Here is a 17,232-nt window from a genome sequence, read left to right as displayed (position 1 = left end):
CCGCCTCGATACACTCGGCGAGCCAATCGTTGCAGTGTGCTTACATACCCGGAGAGGTTGGTTCGTCTCGGTGGACTCTTCTGACGAGGTCCTGGTGAAGGTCGTCGACGTCCGTGACGGACGCGAGATCGCCTGGGGAGGCGGCGCGACCGAGCGGTTGACGGAGCGTGCCAAGGAGGTCCAGCACGCCATCGCCGAGGGGGTCAGGGTGGTCTCGGCCGGGCTCCACGATCTGGCGACGGCCGACGGCTGGCAGATCGACGAGGTGCACGCCAAGTTCGGCGTCGGGCTGGTCGCGGAGACCGGTGTGCTGTTGACCAAGGTGTCCGGCGAGGCGACGTTCGAGGTGGCGGTGAAGTTCCGGCGGAAGGCGTGACCGACTGCCGGATCTGTATCCCTGCACGCCCCGGATCGGCGGCTGATCGTTGGCGCTTCGAGGGGAGCGGTTTTCTGGTGGCCGGCCGAACCCGCCAGCTTGACGTCAACGCCGACCATGACACGCCAACAGGCGCCCCGCCTAACACGAAATGCGGCAACCCGGCGGCCGCCGGTTCCGCAGCCCACCCGCCCTCCCTACACGCGCACCCGGGCGTGCCTCGACTCGTGTTCGCGGCCTACCACGCGAGCGCAATCCCCGGCGCAGGTCACCGGGGGCTGGGCGCGGAGCGGCGCTGTTTCGGATCAGACGTATTGAGGACCGAGACCGAGGCCGAGACCGAGGCCGAGACCGACCTGGCCGGCCGCCTGACCGCGGACCTCGGGGCCTTCGACGTCGGCGCGGCGCCGATCGGGCCCGTCATGGGATGGGGGAGGGCCATGAAGACGCGGCGCCGTGCCGCGCAGGCGGGCGTGCTGTCGGCGGTGGCCGCCGCCGGTACCGCATCCGCGCCGTGATGACTCACGGGCTCACGGGATTACTCACTGGAAATCGAGCGCCCCGGCCCGGCGCGAGAACTCCGCGGCGTGTCGGAGGATCGCGTCGGCCAGTCCGTCCATCACGTCGGCCATGCGCAGGATCTCGGCGTTGTTGGCACGGATGCTCGACTGCGCGTCCCCGCTTGCGGTCATCGTGTGCCACCCGCTGTGCCACCCGGCGCCGTTCACCAGATCGGCGACGGTCTCCTCCAACGGCTCGATCGCCTTGCCGATGAGGTAGGTCCGCATGAAGGCCAGGACGGCCTCGGTGAGATCCGCAGCCTCCTGATGGCCGACGGCGGCCAGCTCCGCGGCCCGTTCCGGCTCATCGGCCGCGGCGTGCTCGACGGCCGTCGTGGTCAGGCGGGCGATCGCGGCGCCCGCGTGCTCGAGGTAGAACGTGGCGCAGGCGTCGACCGCCTGCGCCGCCACCTGGCAGCGGAAGATCAACTCCTCCATGTGCTCCACACACCACCGCTCCCAGGACTCCAGCACCTGCTGTCCCGCCTGGCCGCCGCCGAACAGGGCGACGACCTGGTGGACGACCACGCCCATCTCGTCGTTGGTGCCCTGCACCGAGCCGGCGAAGTCGCGGATCGCCGCAGCCAGCTCATGAATGTCGCCGACGTTGATACGCGGCCAGTCGATGCCGGCCACGGCTATGAAGGCGGCTGCGGCCGGCGGAATCTCCAGATCGTGCTCGACGTCCTTGTCCACGATCAGGATCCTGGCAGAGTCCTGGAGACCCTACTACTCAAGAAGAACTGAACAGGCCGTACCAAGCGGTGACGAGTACGGCGATAAGTAGGGCGTTACGCAGCGACACGATCTCGATGGCGCTCGGGGCGTTGCCGTAGAGATCGATGAAGCCGATCGGGTAGTCCAGCGTGGTGAGCGCGACGGCCGCCAACAGGTAGCGCGCGGCGTACTTCTGCCGATGATCCCGGTAGCACAGGCACGCGGCCATGAGCACAACCGCCCAGATCATGTACTGCGGGCTGAGTACTCGGCTGGTCACCAGCAGGATCAGCAGCGCGACCAGCGGTATCTCGACGGTCCACGAGGGCCGGCGGCGTGAGCGGTACTTCCACACCGTCGCGACCAGCGCCACCAGAGTCGCGGCGGTAAGCCAGACCATTGATGGGGCGACGCCGCGGACGCCGGGCCCCGAGACCTCGATCGATCCGTAGGCCAAGCCGGTGTGCCAGCGTGCCGGGTTCGCGTGCTCCAGCAGCAGGAACGGGAACGCCGCCACCGACTCGATCTCCAGCCCGCGTGACTTCTGGGCGTGCAGGAACCCCGTGCCGCCGGGCAGCATCAGCATCGTGGCCGCCGTGACGACGACCGCTCCGGCGACGAAGCCGAGCAAAGAGCGAATCAGGCGTCTGCGTTCCCAGTCGACACCGAGCGCGAGGACCGCCGGCCAGATCTTGAGCGCGGCGCCCAGGCCGCCGAACAGCCCGGCGACGAACGGTGAGCGACTGACACAGAAGGCCGCGACGGCCAGCGCGGTCAGCAGATCGAAGCGGTCCAGCACCATTGGGCCGAGCAGCGGGATCGCGACCAGCCAGAAGAACACCCCGGACCAGCGGCCCTCGCGGCGCGCGAGCACGACCAGCAGGATGGTCGTGACCAGGTCGGCCAGCAGCATGAAGCGCATGAACGCCGGCGCGTAGTCGACGCCCATCCAGGCCGCGAGGTGCCTCGGGATGAGCATCACCCAGGCGACGGCCGGCGGATACTGCCAGAACACGTCGCTCGTGGGCGGGAAGTGGCCGCCGTGCAGGACGTGGGCCCAACCCCGGTAGGCGCCGCTGACGTCGTAGCTCTCCTCGGAGCGCCACGGATCGGGCAGATGCCCCGAGGCGGTGAGGTAGAGCGCGAGACGTGTGACCAGCCATCCGGCAGCGGCATACACCTCGGGACGCAAACGCCTGAGATACACGCTCAACTCCTCACCGGCTCGACACGGTGCGGTACGCCAGGACGGCCAGCATCCCCAACCCGATCAGCACGAAGAGGTCGGCGAACAACGTCACCAGGACGGGCCCGGGATTGCCGGGATCGAGGAAGAACACTGCGAACGTCCAGATCGAGGCCAGGGCGAAGGCCAGCCACAGCGCGACGACTCCGGCCTTCTCGCGCGTCAGACCGTCTCGCCAGGCGCGCGCCGCACCCAGGATGAGCAGCGGCACGCACCAGACCCAGTGGAACGGCCAGGACACCGGGGAGACGAGCAGGCCGGTGATCGCGCAGATGACGACACCGGTCAGTTCCTCGCCGTGCCGGCTGGCCCGGATCGCCAGCGCCAGCCCCACGACGCCGGTGACGACGGCCAGGACCAGCCACAGCGGCGTGGCGGGCAGGTAGTTCCGGACGCGTTTGAACGCGCCGAGGATGGACTGGTCGAAGCCCCAGGCGTCGTCGACCGGGATGATGCGCTTGGTGCTCCAGACGTCGTGCCGCCAGTAGCGCCACGATCCGCCGGGCATCACGGCGAAACCGGCCAGGACGGTCGCGGCGAACGTCGCGGCGGCGGTCACCCCGGCCCGGACCTGGCGGCTGAACAGCAGGTAGGGCACGAAGATCAGCGGCGTCAGCTTCAGCCCGGCCGCGATCCCCACACCGACCCCACGCCACCGCCACCGCCGTTGTTGCTGCTGCCGCTGCCCGCCCGGCCGGGCCAGGTCGGCGACGATCAGGAGCATCAGGATCGTGTTGATCTGCCCGGTCCAGAAGTTCGACGAGATCGGCGCCAGCGAGAACGCCGCCACCGTCCCCGCGGCGGCGAACAGCGCCCGCCGCCGGCCCCGCACCCCGACGGCCCCGAGCACGATCCACACCGTCGCCTCCAGCGCCAGCGTGCACACTGCGGCCCACACCGGGACCGCGGCGCCGATCGGCAGTAGCCCGATCGGTACCAGGAACACCGCGGCGAAGGGGGGATAGGTGAACTGCAAACCGTTGTAGCTGGCGAAGGCGTACAGGGAATGACCGTGCGCGACGGCGGAGGCGCCGCCATGGTAGACCGCGAGATCCGACCCGGAGTCCGCCGTGCCGTAGACCAGGTGCGCCACCAGCGCGGCACACGAGGCGATCGCCAGCGCCAGCAGCCAGTCGACCGCGGGGATCTCGGTCCGCCGGACCGCTACCTCGCCCTCTTCCATATGCCGCTCCCGGCTCTCTAGAGCTTGGGAGTGCGCCAGATGCGCCGCACCCGTCGTTAGGGTCCGGCGCCCGAGCCGGCCCGGCATCTTTCAGCTTGCGCAGCTGCCGGGGCCGGCTGCGGCGAGAGCTGATGCGGACGGGATGTCACAACGGCGCGTGCTGTCTCGACTCAGATCTTGAAAAGCAGAAACCGCATCAAGACAACGAGGAGAGAGCCGTGAACATCGCCCTGTGGATCGGTACCGCGCTGCTGGCGGCGGTGGCCCTGGTCGGCGGCGTCACCAAGTCGTTCGTGCCCAAGACCAGGCTGGCCGCGCAGCACGGCGGGGAGTGGACCGAGAAGGCGAGCGTCGGCTTCGTCAAGGGCATCGGCGCGGTGGAGATCCTGGCCGCGGTCGGTCTGATCATGCCGCGGGTGGTCGGCGTGGCACCGGTCATGGTGCCGGTGACGGCCCTGTGCTGGGTGGCGCTGATGGTCGGTGCGATGGTCACGCACGGCCGGCTCGGCCAGTTCGGGTTCGTCGCGCTGAACATGGTCTATCTGGCGCTCGCGGTGTTCGTCGCCGCCGGTCGTATCTGAGTGCTGGCATCGGAAACGGGAGGAGGCAACATCATGCGGGTATTCATTGCCGGGGGAAGCGGTGCGCTCGGGCGGCGGCTGGTGCCGCAGCTGGTGGCCCGGGGACACCAGGTGACAGCCACCACGACCAGCGCGGCCAAGCTGGAGCTGCTGGCGCGCCTCGGTGCGCGAGGTGTGGTGATGGACGGGCTGGACGCGGCCGCGGTGGGGGAGGCGGTCGCCGCGGCCACGCCGGACGTGATCGTGAACCAGATGACCGGCCTGTCCACGGAACACGCCGGCAGACTCAACCCGCGCCGGGCCGACCGCTACTTCGCGGCCACCAACCTGCTGCGCACCGAGGGCGTCGATCATCTGCTGGCCGCGGCTGAGGCGGTGGGTGTCTCGCACGTCGTGGCCCAAAGCCACGCCAGCTTCAACGGCCGGCGAGAGGGCGGATGGATCAAAACCGAGGAGGAACCGCTGCAGGTCGTGGAGGGCACCAAGGCGATCAGCCACCTGGAGGAGGCGGTCGTGGCAGCAGGCGGAGTCGCGCTGCGCTACGGCGCCTTCTACGGCCCCGGCGCCTCCGACGAGCAGGTCGAGATGGTGCGCAAACGCTGGTTCCCGCTCGTCGGCGGCGGCACCGGCTACTTCTCCTGGGTGCACGTGGACGACGCCGCAGCCGCCACCGTCCTGGCGATCGAGCAGCACCGGACCGGCGTGTTCAACATCGTCGACGACGAACCGGCCCCGGTGAACCAGTGGCTGCCCTACCTCGCACAGTCCATCGGCGCCAAACCCCCGCGCCGGCTGCCCGCCTGGCTGGCCCGGGCACTGGCCGGGGAGATGATGGTGGGGATGATGATCGAAGGACGCGGCTTCTCCAACGCCAAAGCCAAGCGCGACCTCGGCTGGCAGCTGCGCTACCCGTCCTGGCGGCAGGGATTCAAGGAGGGCCTGGCGTGAACACGTCGTCGGCGCGTGCTGAGCAGTTCGAGGAACTGCGGCCACTGCTGTTCTCCATCGCTTATCGGCTGCTGGGCAGCGTGGCCGAGGCTGAGGACGCGGTGCAGGACACCTGGCTGCGGTACGCGGCCTCCCCGACGATCCCGCGATCGCCCCGGGCCTTCCTGTCGGCGATGGTGACCCGGGCCTCGATCGATGTGCTTCGTTCGGCACGGGTGCGTCGTGAGGCGTATGTCGGGCCGTGGTTTCCCGAACCGTTGCTGGAGGATCCCTACGACGACCCGGAGCGCGCGGCGGAGTTGGCCGACTCGGTGTCGATGGCCGCGTTGTTGCTGCTGGAACGGCTGACGCCGGCGGAGCGGGCGGTGTTCGTGCTGCGCGAGGTGTTCGGTTTCGACTTTCCGGCGGTCGCGGAGGCTGTCGGGCGGTCGGAGGTCGCGTGCCGGCAGCTGGCCGTGCGGGCCCGGCGGCACATGGACGCCGGCCGGCCCCGGTTCGAGGCCGACCGGGCCGGCCGCACGGAGTTGGCGGCGCGATTCTGCGACGCGCTGCGCGACGGCGATGTCGACGCGCTGCGGGACCTGCTCGCCGCCGACGTCCAGATGGCCGGCGACGGCGGCGGCAAGGCCCCGGCGCTGGCCCGCACGGTGTTCGGGGTCGAGAACGTGGCACGGCTGCTGGCCTCGGTGTTCCCGTCGATGGCCGACATCGACGGGAAGGTGGAGCCGCGCGAGGTGAACGGCCAGCCGGGGGTGATCCTGCGTGACCGGGAGGGCGCGGTGGCCGGTGTGTTGACCCTTGAGGTGCTCGACGGCCGCATCCAGGCGATCCGTTCGGTGCTCAACCCCGACAAGCTCGCTCACCTCGGGCCGTTGGCCGATCCCTGGGCCGTTGCGCGGGATCTGCAGCAGGCTAGGCAGAGGCGAGGCTAGGGGCTGCTCGGGGCTGTAAGGGGCTCCGAATAATTCGTCGGCGTAGGCGCGACTAGCAGCAGCGCTAGATGGAACCGGCTGCGCGCCCCATACCTGTCCATCAGATCCGCGACCGTGTAGGTGATGGTGCGCCGGCTCAGGCCCAGCTGCTCGGCCACCGTCTGGTCGGTGCAGCCCTCGGCGAGCAGCGTCACCACGGCGCGCTCCCTGGCCGACAGCCCCGCAGGCCACCGCCCCGGCTCGGCCGCCTGCCCCCACAGTCGCTGGTACATCTCGACTAGGGCGCGCACCAGCGGCTGGGCGGTGATCTGCCAGACCCCCTTCAGCGGATCCTCCGGGTCGACCGGGGTCATGACGATCGCCCGGTCGATGATGACCATCTTGGCCGGCAGGGTCGGCAGGATCCGATGTTCGGCGCCGGCGGCGATCAGGCGCGCGTCATGGTCCGACGGGGCCGACCCCAGCCAGCGCGTCCGCACATCCGGCGGCACCGGGAGCGTCCCGAGCAGCGGACGCTGGGACGAGGCGGGGATCATGACCAGCCGCTCGCTGCGATCGACGGAGACGATCTCGGCGAACCGGGCCACCACGGCTTCGGCCCCGAACAGCGGACGCACACCGCGCCCGGCCCGCAGCGACCTGAGCCACGCCGTATCAGACATCGCCGGCCCCCTGATATCCCACCCCGGACATCCCACCCCGTGAATCGCATCCTGCCCCAGAAAACGCAGCGGCGGCAACGCTGGGCGGACGCCGTTGCGACTTTGCGCAAGAACAGGGCAGGAGCGCAGCGCGCCCGCCGCTGCGCCAAGCATCGTTCCTTTCATTCACCAACCCCGAAAGGGCACCTCATGAACTACGACCTGCGAACCCTGACCGACCGGGCCGAGCTGCACGACCTGCTGATGCATTTGGGCCAGGCCCTGGACGAGCACCGCTTCGAGGACCTGAACAACGTTCTGACACTGGACGCCACCGGTTCGACCCGCAACGGGACCGGGTCCGGCCGCGACGTCCTGATCGCCCAGATCGAGGCCGGCAACAAGGACTACACCCGCCTGCTCCACCCGATCAGCAGCGTGCTGATCGAGGTCGACGGCGACACCGCGACGATCCGCGCCACTATCACCGCTCTGTCCGGCTATGCCGACAGTCTCGTGCCGGCCTCCCGGCGCAACGGGCTGGCCCGTATGAGGGCCGTCCGGACGCCCGACGGTTGGCGGATCAGCGAGCTGAACGTCGAGTCGGTGTTCGTGGTGGCGCAGTAGCGCCGGGACCTACGACCAAGACCTGTCAGTACACGACATCACGCATTCAGAGTCCGTAGTCCTAGCCCTGATACTTCCGAACCGCGGCTGCGGCGAGTTGCGGCAGGTACCGATAGCCGCCGGGATCGGCTCCCTGCTCGTCGACGGTCACCACAGTGGTGCCGATCCTGATCAGGATGCTGTCACACTCCATCACCTCGGAGTCGTACGTCATGCTGCAGCTGATGTGCACGCTGTCGTCGCCCAGCCGAGGCGCCGATGTCACCGCGAAACGGAAGACCTCCGGCTTGCCGTCCAAGTCGGACGTCGTGACGACAGGGCACCGGCCGACGAGCGACCTCAGGTCAGCCATGGCCTGCGTGGCGGTGTCGCCGGTGTAGGTCCGGAGCATTTCGGCACCCACCCAGAAGTGGTTCGGGTCGGTGTCGTTGGTGAGTGTGGCCGAGGCGAACGCCGTCGCGGTTCCCGTCAACCGCGTCGCCGACAACAGTGGGATCAGGGCGTCCGTACACGGTGCGTCGGCGGGTGGGCGTTGGGCTCCGTCATCCGGTGGCGTCGCGGTCGCGACCTTCACCGAGTATCCGGACACGACCATCTCCGTACCCACCAGGCGCTCGGACAGCGTCGCGGAGGTGAACGAACGGGTGGGCTGTGCGGCCGAGGGCGTCGGATCACCTGCTGATCGGCCCGCTGTATGCGGTCCAGAAGGTCCCGAAGCGCCACATCCAGCCGCGAGGCCGACGGCAGCCGTGATGACCAGGAGGCGTGCCGGCGCGCGCCGTATGCCAGAGGGCTGGGTCGCGGTGGAGGGCCGCACAGCTTTCACGAAGTCACGCTACAAGATGTCGCCGGTCCTCAGCTCACCGTCGACAGCCGGGCGGAGCGCTGCGCGCTGATGCCCCACCGGTAGACCCTGGTGATCTCCGCGATGCGCTCCCCGAGCCGGAAGGCGGTCCGCAGGTCCGAGGCCGGGGGTGCGACGTCCGGTCCCTGGTCGGCGTCGGCCTGCGCCATCGCGCCGAGCCAGCTGCCGAGCCGGTTCAGGTCGTGCTCGGAGCCGGTGCTGGTGGTCCAGCCGGCGGGCAGGTCCAGGCCGACCCAGATCATGCCGTGCTGGGCGGCGAGCACCGCCAGGTCGACCAGGGTGTTGAACTTGTCGCCGCTCTTGCCGCCGCTGGTGGTGAACCCGGCTGCGATCTTGTCGCGCCAGCGCAGGTCGTCGGCCAGGACCTTGCTGGTGCGCTCGGCGAAGGCCTTGAACACCGATGAGGGGCTGCCCATGTAGGTGGGTGTGCCGAACATGATCGCGTCGGCGGCGTCCAGGGTGGTCCACAGCGCCGGGGCGTCGGGGTCGTCGACGGTCACCAGGTCCACCACCGTCCCGGGGACCGACCCGGCGCCGTCGGCGACGGCCTGGGCCTGGCGGGCGGTGTGCCCGAAGCCGCTGTGGAAGGCGACGGCTATGCGGACCGGGTCGAGCGGGAAGGCGTCCGGTCGCGGTGTCTCAGTCATGACATGCTCTTTCGTGGAGGTCTCGATGCCGGGCGCGGAGGGATCCGGGCCAGGCGCGGGTATGACGGATCGGGACGCGAAAAGGTGACCTCATGGACGACCGGGAGCGATTGGCCGAGCGCTTCGAGGCTCACCGCGGCCACCTGAACGGCGTCGCGTTCCGCATGCTCGGCTCGCTGACCGACGCCGAGGACGCCGTCCAGGAAGCGTGGGTCCGCCTCGACCGCGCCGGCGCGCACGACGTGGCGAACCTCCCGGGCTGGCTGACCACGGTCGTCGGCCGGATCTGCCTGGACATGCTCCGCACCCGCAAGGCGCGCCGCGAGGTGGCCGGCGGCGACGACGCGGTGGCGGCGATGCCGCAGGAGCGCATGGCCGAACCGGAACAGGAGACGCTGCTCGTGGAGTCGGTCGGCCGGGCGATGCTCGTCGTCCTGGACCGGCTCTCGCCGGCCGAGCGGGTCGCCTTCGTCCTGCACGACATGTTCTCGGTGCCGTTCGACGAGATCGCCGCGATCGTGGACCGGACACCCGCGGCGGCCAAGAAGCTGGCCAGCCGGGCCCGCCAGCGCGTCGGCGGCGAGCCGTCCACGGCGCCGGGGGAGATCGACCTGCTCTGGCACCGCCGGGTCGTCGAATCCTTCCTCGCCGCCGCCCGCGGCCGCGACATCGCCGGCCTGCTGGCGGTCCTGGCCCCGGACGCGGTGCGCCACGCCGACGCGGCGGCCGGCCTGCCGCCGGGGGTGGCGCTGGAGGTCAGGGGAGCGGACGCGATCGTGGAGGAGACGCTGCTGCTGTCCCGCAACGCGATGTTCGCCGACGTCGTGCTCGTCGACGGCGCGGTGGGCATGGTCGTCGCGCCGCGGGGGCGGATGGTCTCGGTTCTCACGTTCGTCGTGAAGGACGACCGGATCGCCGAGTACTCCGTGATCGCCGATCCGCGGCGGTTGGAGCAGGTGGAGCTGGCGGTGCTGGAGGTGTCGGCGGTGCTGCGATAACTTACGAGTGAAAGCCGTTGTACCAGTTGTCCAGATCTGCCGGCGCTACATGCAGAGCCGCCGCGAGCTTGTCGCGCGATGGCGGCTCGGGGGCGGAGACCGCGATGTTCAGCACCGCCTGAAGAGCCGCATTGACCGTGCTGCGCGCCTTCATCAGCGAGGCCAGGGCAGTCTCGTATTCGCCCCGGTCCACGGAGCGCAGAATCATGGGCAGCCCGAAGTTGACCAGCCCGATGATCCCCCGGTTTATTTCGGGCTCGAATTCGCCGGGCAGCAGGACCCAGCCGGTCGCGTGCACCTTGGCCAGGGCGTTGCCGTCCTTGTCGCGGATCATCGAACGGACCCGGAGGTAGGCGTCATAAAGTAGCGCTGGTGACTGGTGCAAGGCCGGTGACTGGCCCTGGCCGACCGGCCAGATGTGCACGGCGAAGTCTTGAAGCCGCGGCACTACGCCGAGCGCGTACTCCCTGAGCAAGTCCAGGCCGGACAGAGGATGCGGTGTCACCGCATCGACCGCCGCTGTGGTCCAGCATTGTGCGGCGTCTGCGGCCTCCGCGGCCTCTGCGCTATCGGGACGCGCGGTGAGGATGTCGTACTCGATCCGCGCCGGGCGGAACAGTCGCGCCATATCCCAACCCTGATGAGCCGGGGAGAGCGCTGGGTGAATTCCCGACTGCCGCGGGACATTGAGCCCGGAAGCAGTCTCTGAATCAGGTCTTTTATGAACACCCCGGGACCGTGGCGATGTAAGTATTTCCACCGTGGTGGGCCGCGGAAGCGTGGTGATGGACTGTCCGCCATGAACAACAGGCTGAGGACACACCACGTGATCACCGCCGCGCTGATTCTGGGTCTGGCGGGGTGCTCCTCCGCAGCGAGTACGACGGCGCAGAACGCGACGACTCCCGCGAGCACGGCAGCCAGCACGGCTTCCAGCGCGCCCGACACCGCGGCCACCACTTCCGCGGACGTCGCCGCATCCACCACCAGCAGCGCCGCCGCGCCTGCCAGCACCGCCGCCGGCAGCCCCGCTCGTCCGGCTGACGCGTGCACGATGTTGAGCTCGGACCAGGTGGCCGCCGCAGTGGGTACCCCGGGCCCGTACAACGAATCGCACGAGGACCCGGCGGACGACGGAAGCCCGGTCTGGGGCTGCAGCTGGGGAACGCAGGCCTCCAACGCCGACTTCAGAGAGGTCCCGGCCTCCACCTTCCAGACCACGCCCGACCCCGCGGACATCACCACGACTCCGGTCAGCGGCATCGGCGACAAGGCCAGAATGGACACGATGACCCCCGACGGCCGCAACCCCGAGCTCCAGTTCACCATTGGCGGCGCCTACTACGAGCTGAGCGTGACCGTCGACCGGAGCGAAACGGGTGCGTCGAACGCCGGCCAGGAGGAGAGTGCTGAGCGGGAGCTGGCGAAGCTTCTGGTGGCGAAGCTGACTTCTTAGGGCTCGACGATGGCCTGTGGGAGCGGATCGAGCTGTACCTTCTTTGCTCTGTCTTTGCTTCTGCTTGGGTAAGTAGTGCGTATCCCTGAGATGCCCGCCACTAGCCTGGCTCAGGTGTTTTTCAAGCGGGGGAACAGAACCACAGATCAGCCGACGGTCCTGGACGCCGCCGTCCGACGTGGCAGTGTGCGGCGGCTTGTGTGGCCCATCCATGTACGGCCCTCCGAGCTGGTGGGGGTGGCCGTGGTGTGTGCTCTGATCGTGGCGGCGTGCTGGCCGACGCTCCAGCTCCCGTTCGCCGGGCCGGATGTGACCAAGCGGATCGTGGACTGCTCGGAGTCCTCGGAGTCTTCGGCGCCTGCGGGATCCGACGGATCGGCCGGATCGGCCGGGGGAGCGAAGAACACCTTCTTCGCGCACATTGAGCTCCACAATCACACCGGCGACCCCCGATCGGTCGCGCTGACCGACCACGTCGGCGTCGACCTCGCTCCCCACGGAGCCGGCGGTTTTGCCGCGGTGACCCTCAGCCCCTACGAGACCCGCGTGGTCCCGTATGAGTTCGCTGAAGACGGCACTGCTTGCGCGTCGTACACCGGCGATGTCGTGGCCGCCACCGATACCGCGCGCGGCGCCAACTACTCGCCCCCCGCTCAGAACGCCGCACCGCCGCCCGCTGCGATCCAGACCCCGTCGCCGTCAGGTCCGACGAGCGCCGCCCCCGACCCGAACAGCCTCTATCTCGCGATCACGGACAAGGACGGGCAGCCGCCGGCCAAAACCTTCTGGGACACCGCCGTCGCCGAGTTCCAGGCCGCGAATCCCGGCGTCACCGTGCACGTGTCTTTCGACAACCCCGCCGACCTCGCCATGGAGTCCACGGTGGATTCGGGGTCTGTGGCAAGGCCGGACACGCCCGACCTCGTCCTGGGGGCGCCCCCTTCCACTCCCGCAGCCGGCAACGCGTCCGCCTCCTACTACTCGGCCGGCGCCATCCTGCCCGGCAGTGTCAGCGCGGACTTGCTGCCCGTCTTCGACTACCAGGAGCAGGGCTCGGACCCCGGTGGTGCCCAGGTCCAGTACGGGATCCCCTTCAGCGGCTCGACGTACGCGCTGTTCTACAACAAGCGTCTGTTCGCCCGAGCCCACATCGCAGGGCCCCCGGCCACCTGGAGCGAACTCGCCGCGGATGCCGCGAAGGTCAAGGCTCTCGGCGTGGACGGCTACGGCCTCAAGGCGCCACTGGGTGGCGACGCCGCCGTGGTGCAGCTGTGGATGTCCGGCAACGGCGGCGACTTCATGGACGCCGCCAAGAAGACGTGGACGCTGAACTCGCCGGCGAACGTCACCACTTTCCAGTGGCTGGCCGACAACCTGATGAAGCCGGGCTTGACCACGTCCCCCGGCTTCTCAGCGGATCCCGGGCAGCAGTTCGCCGCCGGGGCCCTGGGCATGACCGTCGCCGGACCTGATCTGATCGAGAAGGCCGAGGCCGGCACGCTGGGCACGGCCTTCGGCGTCGCGCCGGTCCCGGGTCGTACGAGGCCCCTGACATCGCCGGCCGGTTCGGTCGACGACCTTCTCGTCACCAAGGCACACCCCGAGCGCAAGGCGCTGATCGCCAAGTTCGTGGTCTTCCTGCTGAGCTCGAAGAACCAGAAGCGGTTCGCGGACAGTGCGGGCGCCCTGCCGGTCACCCGCTCCGGTACCGCGGCCGAAGTCGGCAACCCCCTGCTGAAGCCCTTCCTGGACGGGATGGCGAAAGCCGACTGGCTGCCCACTCGAGCGCCGAACTGGCAGGTCGTGCAGGAAGACCTCTACCAGAGCTTCTTCGGCTTGTCCGCCCAGGGCGCGCAGACCGTCCTCAACCAGCTCCAGGCCGAGATCCCCGTGCAGCCGTGAAGGACCTCTCCGATGTTCGACGACCGATTCCCGACCAGCGTCCGTGACCGGGGCGGCGACCTGCCCCCTACTGGCCTGCCCCTTTACCGTGGCGAAGAGGCGGTCCGGGCAGTGCGCACCACCGTCCTGATCGGCATCGCGGTGCGCCTGTTCTCTATATACGCGTGCGCGAACCAGATCTCTGTCGGTTACCGGGTGCTGGGGTTCACGGATCCCTCCGGGCAGCTCACCGCCAGTGGCCAGACCGCATACGATCTGGCTGGAGCGGCCGACGACGCCGACGGTTTGGCGAGGTTCGCGATGTGGGCCAGTGTCGGCGCGGTGGTCCTGTTCATCATCGCCTCGGTCGCGGTGCTGCGCCGCAAGCGCCTCGGCGAACCCGTCGCGGTCGCCTTCGACAAGAACCGGGCCGTGCGGCTCGCCGGCCGGCTGTACGGCGTGGTGGCGGTCCTTGCGGCGCCGATGCGGACGGCGTTCACCCCCGATCCGAACGGAACCCCGGGCGCCCGGGTGCACACGGTCATCGAGGGCGCGGAGGCCACGATCGTGGTGCAGATCCTGGTGATAGGGCTGTTGACGCTCATTGCGATGGCTGCGAGCCGCGAGCTTTAGCCGGGCTTCCGCAGCTCTACTCCCGCCAGGTGCCCGTCCAGTCGTAGAGCGGCGCCGAGGTGGCGTACTCGCGCAGGTAGGCGATCTTCTCTCCCTCGAGCCTGGCGATGGTCGCGCCTTCGAAGGTGGCTGCCTCGCCGTGCGAGGTGCAGGAGAAGACCCACTCGGCTATCAGGGCGTCCCCAGCTGCCGCCTGGGAGGTGATCTTCCATTCGTCGACGGAGCCGCCGGCCTCGAACCAGGCGTGCATCCACTGCTCGACTCGGGGTCGGCCGTGGTAGACCGGGCCGTAGCATTCCACGACCACGCAGTCGTCGGTCAAGGTGGCCAGGACCCCGGCGATGTCGTGGCGCTGCCAGGCGTCGATGTAGGCGTGCAGTTGGTTCATGGGGTTCCTTCCTTCGTGTGGTCAGGCCACCGGCCATCCGATCAGTGCGGCGCCCGCCCCGAGAACCCCGGCGGTGATCAGGGTACTGACGACACCCCGCCGTGCCGCCAGCAACCACAGCGCGGCGGCGGCGAGGATCGCGAACTGCCACGCGTGTTGCAGGGCGGCCGCAAGCGGGATCGCCGAGCCGGCGATGGCGCCGATCACCGTCGGTCCGGCGCCGGTCAGGAACGCCTGCACGCGCTGATCGGCGCGGAGCCGGTCGAAGTGCGAGGCGCCGCCGATGACGAACAGGAACGAGGGGCCGAAGGCGACCAGCGCTGCCAGCAGTCCGCCGCCGATGCCGGCTGCGGCGTAGCCGACCACGGCGACGGTCTGGACCACCGGGCCCGGGGTGATCTGGCCCAGGGCCACCGCGTTGAGGAACTGGGCGTCGGTCATCCAGTGGTAGGTGTGGACGGCGTCGTGCTGCATCAGGGGGATGATGACGAAGCCGCCGCCGTAGGACAGTGCGCCGACCTTGAACGCCACCCAGGCCAGCGCGAGCAGGCCGCCGCTCGCGGGCACCGCGGCAGCCAGCGGCAACGGTGCGGCGCCGCGTGATCGCCGCCGCCGAGGCGATGTCCGTCCGGTGCGGATGGCGACCTCCAGCAAGCCGGTGCCGATCATGGCCAGCACCAGCCACGGCCCGACCAGCGCCGCCGCCAGCGCGCCGACACCGGCGTAGCAGATCCAGCGGACACGGGCCGCCCGGGCCGTGCCGGCGCGCTTCCAGCTACCCGGCGCCAGACCCCAGGCCGCGTGCACGGCCACCGCGGCCACTGCCGCGCCGGCACCGGCGGCGGCGCCGCGCACCGCCAGCGGGGGATGTCCGGCCAGGAACAGCGCGGCCAGGGCGAGAATCACCACCAGGCCGGGGGCGATGAAGCAGAACCCGCCGACCAGAGCCCCGATGCCGCCGCGCAGCCGCCACGCCGTGTAGATCGCCAACTGCGTGGACGCCGGGCCGGGCAGCAGGTTGGTCGCGGCGATCCCGTCCTCGAACTCGGTCTCCGACAGCCACCGGCGCCGCTTCACGCACAGCTCGCGCAACAACGCGATGTGCGCGGGCGGGCCGCCGAAGCCGACGCAGCCGATCCGGCCCCACTCGCGCGCGATCGTCGCGAGCCCGACGGCGGCTCGGTGAGGTGCTGCTTCGGCTCCATCCACCATGCTTGACGCTCTCCTGATCTCGCGGACCGACCTTGGCGATCGACCTTGGTGATCGACCTTGGTGATCGGCACTGGTGATCGATCGCGGCCCGAACCCGGGGGAACGCTATCTCATCGATGCGCCGAGTACAGGCCACATCCTGGCCGCTTCCCCTGCGAGCGTTGCCATCGGGAACCACTGCGACACAAGACTGGAAGGCGGGCACGCGACAGTGAAGACGGCGGTCCTGAACACCCGGGCGCTCAACCGCGCGACATTGGCCCGGCAGTTGCTGCTCGACCGCGCCGACATGCCGGTCCTCGACGCCGTCGCGCACCTCGGCGGCCTCCAGGCCCAAGAACCACAGGAGCCGTTCGTCGGACTCTGGTCAAGGCTGAGCGCCTTCGACCCGGCGCAGCTGTCGGCCCTGCTGACCGAGCGGATGGTGGTGCGGACCCACCTCATGCGCCGCACCGTTCATCTCCTGGCCGCCGACGACGCGATGGCCTGGCGGTCCCGCCATGACGCGATGCTGCGTCAGCGGGTCCTGGGCACCTGGCGCCGTGAGCTCGACGGGATCGACCTCGACGAGCTGGCCGCGGCAGGCCGGGCGGTGATGGCCGACGGTGAACCCCGCACCATGGCCGAGCTCGCTCGGATCCTCGGCGAACGCTGGCCGGCACCGGGATCGCAGGCACTGGGCGAAATGGTCGTCGCCGCGCTCGTCCCGATGGCGCAGCTGCCGCCGCGCGGGCTGTGGCGCACCAAGGCGGGAGTGCGCAACGTCCTGCTGTCCTGCTGGCTGGGACGGGACATCGACCCGCCGGCTTCGGACGGTTCCGACCCGGTCGGCCGGGCGCTGGTCCGACGCTACCTGGCGGCGTTCGGCCCCGCCGCCACCGCCGACCTGCGCGCCTGGTGCGGCCTGGCCGGACTGCCGGCCGCGGTGGCCGCGATCCGCGAGGAGCTGATCGCCTTCCGGGACGAGCGCGGCCGGGAGCTGCTCGACCTCCCGGAAGCGCCCCGCCCCGACCCGGACACGCCGGCCCCGGTGCGCTACCTGCCGGCGTTCGACAACGCGATCCTCGGTTACCACGACCGCAGCCGGATCATCGACGACGCCCACCGCGGCCTGTCGGTCACCGGCGCCCGCGTCGTCCTGGTCGACGGGCGGGTCGCCGCGACGTGGAGCGTCCAGGCCGGCACGGTGACTGTCGCCCCGCTGCACCGCATCTCCCGCGCCGATCGGAACGCCATCGCCGAACAGGGGCGGGAACTGGCCTTGTTCCTGTCCGACGGCGACAGCGACAGCGTCCAGGTCGCCGTGGTCGATCAGCCGCCCCAGCGGTAAGTCGAGCACC

General features: G+C 70.0%; 20 protein-coding genes. 11 read left to right on the top strand and 9 right to left on the bottom strand.

The genetic code is table 11. The features are described 5' to 3' along the window. Nucleotides 1-70 precede the first annotated feature (70 nt). Both ABH926_RS21240 and ABH926_RS21235 read left to right on the top strand, forming a co-directional pair. Nucleotides 71-376 carry a CU044_2847 family protein gene (locus ABH926_RS21240; protein ID WP_370367440.1) on the top strand — a complete coding sequence of 102 codons (306 nt, stop codon included), beginning with the start codon at nucleotides 71-73 and terminating at the stop codon, nucleotides 374-376. A 314-nt stretch (nucleotides 377-690) separates the two neighbouring features. Continuing rightward, a complete protein-coding gene (locus ABH926_RS21235; protein ID WP_370367439.1) occupies nucleotides 691-894 on the top strand; it encodes a hypothetical protein in 204 nt (67 codons plus the stop codon). A 24-nt stretch (nucleotides 895-918) separates the two neighbouring features. Here ABH926_RS21235 and ABH926_RS21230 read toward each other — a convergent pair whose 3' ends face one another. The 3 genes from ABH926_RS21230 to ABH926_RS21220 are packed head-to-tail and all read right to left on the bottom strand — an operon-like array spanning nucleotide 919 to nucleotide 4,082. Then, nucleotides 919-1,632 (bottom strand): hypothetical protein, encoded by a 714-nt coding sequence (locus tag ABH926_RS21230; protein ID WP_370367438.1) that lies wholly within the window; start codon nucleotides 1,630-1,632, stop codon nucleotides 919-921. A gap of 37 nt (nucleotides 1,633-1,669) precedes the next feature. Continuing rightward, nucleotides 1,670-2,860, bottom strand: coding sequence for a glycosyltransferase family 87 protein (locus tag ABH926_RS21225; RefSeq protein WP_370367437.1), 1,191 nt, complete (start codon nucleotides 2,858-2,860; stop codon nucleotides 1,670-1,672). Between the two features lie 10 nt (nucleotides 2,861-2,870). Then, complete coding sequence (locus ABH926_RS21220) at nucleotides 2,871-4,082, bottom strand: glycosyltransferase 87 family protein (RefSeq protein WP_370367436.1); 1,212 nt, start codon at nucleotides 4,080-4,082, stop codon at nucleotides 2,871-2,873. A gap of 218 nt (nucleotides 4,083-4,300) precedes the next feature. Between ABH926_RS21220 and ABH926_RS21215 the strand changes: the two genes are divergently transcribed. The 3 genes from ABH926_RS21215 to ABH926_RS21205 are packed head-to-tail and all read left to right on the top strand — an operon-like array spanning nucleotide 4,301 to nucleotide 6,543. Continuing rightward, on the top strand, nucleotides 4,301-4,663 hold the full coding sequence (locus ABH926_RS21215) for a DoxX family protein (RefSeq protein WP_370367435.1): 363 nt from the start codon (nucleotides 4,301-4,303) through the stop codon (nucleotides 4,661-4,663). A 33-nt stretch (nucleotides 4,664-4,696) separates the two neighbouring features. Continuing rightward, complete coding sequence (locus tag ABH926_RS21210) at nucleotides 4,697-5,611, top strand: NAD-dependent epimerase/dehydratase family protein (protein ID WP_370367434.1); 915 nt, start codon at nucleotides 4,697-4,699, stop codon at nucleotides 5,609-5,611. Next, nucleotides 5,608-6,543, top strand: a complete 936-nt coding sequence (locus tag ABH926_RS21205) for an RNA polymerase sigma-70 factor (protein ID WP_370367433.1) — start codon at nucleotides 5,608-5,610, stop codon at nucleotides 6,541-6,543. The genes ABH926_RS21210 and ABH926_RS21205 overlap by 4 nt, the downstream gene beginning before the upstream one ends. Here the strand turns inward: ABH926_RS21205 and ABH926_RS21200 are convergent. Then, the gene (locus tag ABH926_RS21200) at nucleotides 6,540-7,205 is read right to left on the bottom strand and encodes a LuxR C-terminal-related transcriptional regulator (protein WP_370367432.1); all 666 of its coding nucleotides are present in this window, start codon (nucleotides 7,203-7,205) and stop codon (nucleotides 6,540-6,542) included. The genes ABH926_RS21205 and ABH926_RS21200 overlap by 4 nt on opposite strands. A 189-nt stretch (nucleotides 7,206-7,394) precedes the next feature. Here ABH926_RS21200 and ABH926_RS21195 point away from each other — a divergent pair, with 189 nt between their 5' ends. Continuing rightward, nucleotides 7,395-7,811, top strand: coding sequence for a nuclear transport factor 2 family protein (locus ABH926_RS21195; protein WP_370367431.1), 417 nt, complete (start codon nucleotides 7,395-7,397; stop codon nucleotides 7,809-7,811). 61 nt (nucleotides 7,812-7,872) lie between these two features. Here the strand turns inward: ABH926_RS21195 and ABH926_RS21190 are convergent, their stop codons facing one another. Together ABH926_RS21190 and ABH926_RS21185 are read right to left on the bottom strand one after the other, a co-directional pair. After that, nucleotides 7,873-8,400 (bottom strand): hypothetical protein, encoded by a 528-nt coding sequence (locus ABH926_RS21190; protein WP_370367430.1) that lies wholly within the window; start codon nucleotides 8,398-8,400, stop codon nucleotides 7,873-7,875. Between the two features lie 266 nt (nucleotides 8,401-8,666). Beyond that, nucleotides 8,667-9,323, bottom strand: coding sequence for a flavodoxin family protein (locus ABH926_RS21185; protein WP_370367429.1), 657 nt, complete (start codon nucleotides 9,321-9,323; stop codon nucleotides 8,667-8,669). A gap of 92 nt (nucleotides 9,324-9,415) precedes the next feature. On the opposite strand from ABH926_RS21185, the gene ABH926_RS21180 reads away from it, so the two are divergent. Then, nucleotides 9,416-10,321 carry a sigma-70 family RNA polymerase sigma factor gene (locus tag ABH926_RS21180; RefSeq protein WP_370367428.1) on the top strand — a complete coding sequence of 302 codons (906 nt, stop codon included), beginning with the start codon at nucleotides 9,416-9,418 and terminating at the stop codon, nucleotides 10,319-10,321. A 1-nt stretch (nucleotide 10,322) separates the two neighbouring features. Here ABH926_RS21180 and ABH926_RS21175 read toward each other — a convergent pair whose 3' ends face one another. Then, nucleotides 10,323-10,949 carry a hypothetical protein gene (locus ABH926_RS21175; RefSeq protein WP_370367427.1) on the bottom strand — a complete coding sequence of 209 codons (627 nt, stop codon included), beginning with the start codon at nucleotides 10,947-10,949 and terminating at the stop codon, nucleotides 10,323-10,325. Nucleotides 10,950-11,120: 171 nt separating this feature from the next. On the opposite strand from ABH926_RS21175, the gene ABH926_RS21170 reads away from it, so the two are divergent. From ABH926_RS21170 to ABH926_RS21160, 3 genes are all read left to right on the top strand, one after another. Continuing rightward, nucleotides 11,121-11,777, top strand: coding sequence for a hypothetical protein (locus ABH926_RS21170; RefSeq protein WP_370367426.1), 657 nt, complete (start codon nucleotides 11,121-11,123; stop codon nucleotides 11,775-11,777). A 243-nt stretch (nucleotides 11,778-12,020) separates the two neighbouring features. After that, complete coding sequence (locus ABH926_RS21165) at nucleotides 12,021-13,679, top strand: hypothetical protein (protein ID WP_370367425.1); 1,659 nt, start codon at nucleotides 12,021-12,023, stop codon at nucleotides 13,677-13,679. Nucleotides 13,680-13,691: 12 nt separating this feature from the next. After that, nucleotides 13,692-14,291, top strand: coding sequence for a hypothetical protein (locus ABH926_RS21160; RefSeq protein WP_370367424.1), 600 nt, complete (start codon nucleotides 13,692-13,694; stop codon nucleotides 14,289-14,291). Between the two features lie 16 nt (nucleotides 14,292-14,307). On the opposite strand, the gene ABH926_RS21155 is transcribed toward ABH926_RS21160, so the two are convergent. Then, nucleotides 14,308-14,679: a nuclear transport factor 2 family protein gene (locus ABH926_RS21155; RefSeq protein ID WP_370367423.1), complete on the bottom strand. Its 372-nt coding sequence runs from the start codon at nucleotides 14,677-14,679 to the stop codon at nucleotides 14,308-14,310. Nucleotides 14,680-14,700: 21 nt separating this feature from the next. Continuing rightward, nucleotides 14,701-15,891 (bottom strand): chromate efflux transporter, encoded by a 1,191-nt coding sequence (gene chrA, locus ABH926_RS21150; RefSeq protein WP_370367422.1) that lies wholly within the window; start codon nucleotides 15,889-15,891, stop codon nucleotides 14,701-14,703. A 212-nt stretch (nucleotides 15,892-16,103) separates the two neighbouring features. Here chrA and ABH926_RS21145 point away from each other — a divergent pair, with 212 nt between their 5' ends. Continuing rightward, on the top strand, nucleotides 16,104-17,222 hold the full coding sequence (locus ABH926_RS21145; RefSeq protein WP_370367421.1) for a winged helix DNA-binding domain-containing protein: 1,119 nt from the start codon (nucleotides 16,104-16,106) through the stop codon (nucleotides 17,220-17,222). Nucleotides 17,223-17,232: the final 10 nt, after the last annotated feature.

This window comes from Catenulispora sp. GP43, assembly GCF_041260665.1.
In the GTDB taxonomy this organism is placed as follows: domain Bacteria; phylum Actinomycetota; class Actinomycetes; order Streptomycetales; family Catenulisporaceae; genus Catenulispora.
The sequence above is the reverse complement of the archived record's forward strand: the minus strand, read 5'-3'. Positions and strand labels throughout refer to the sequence as shown.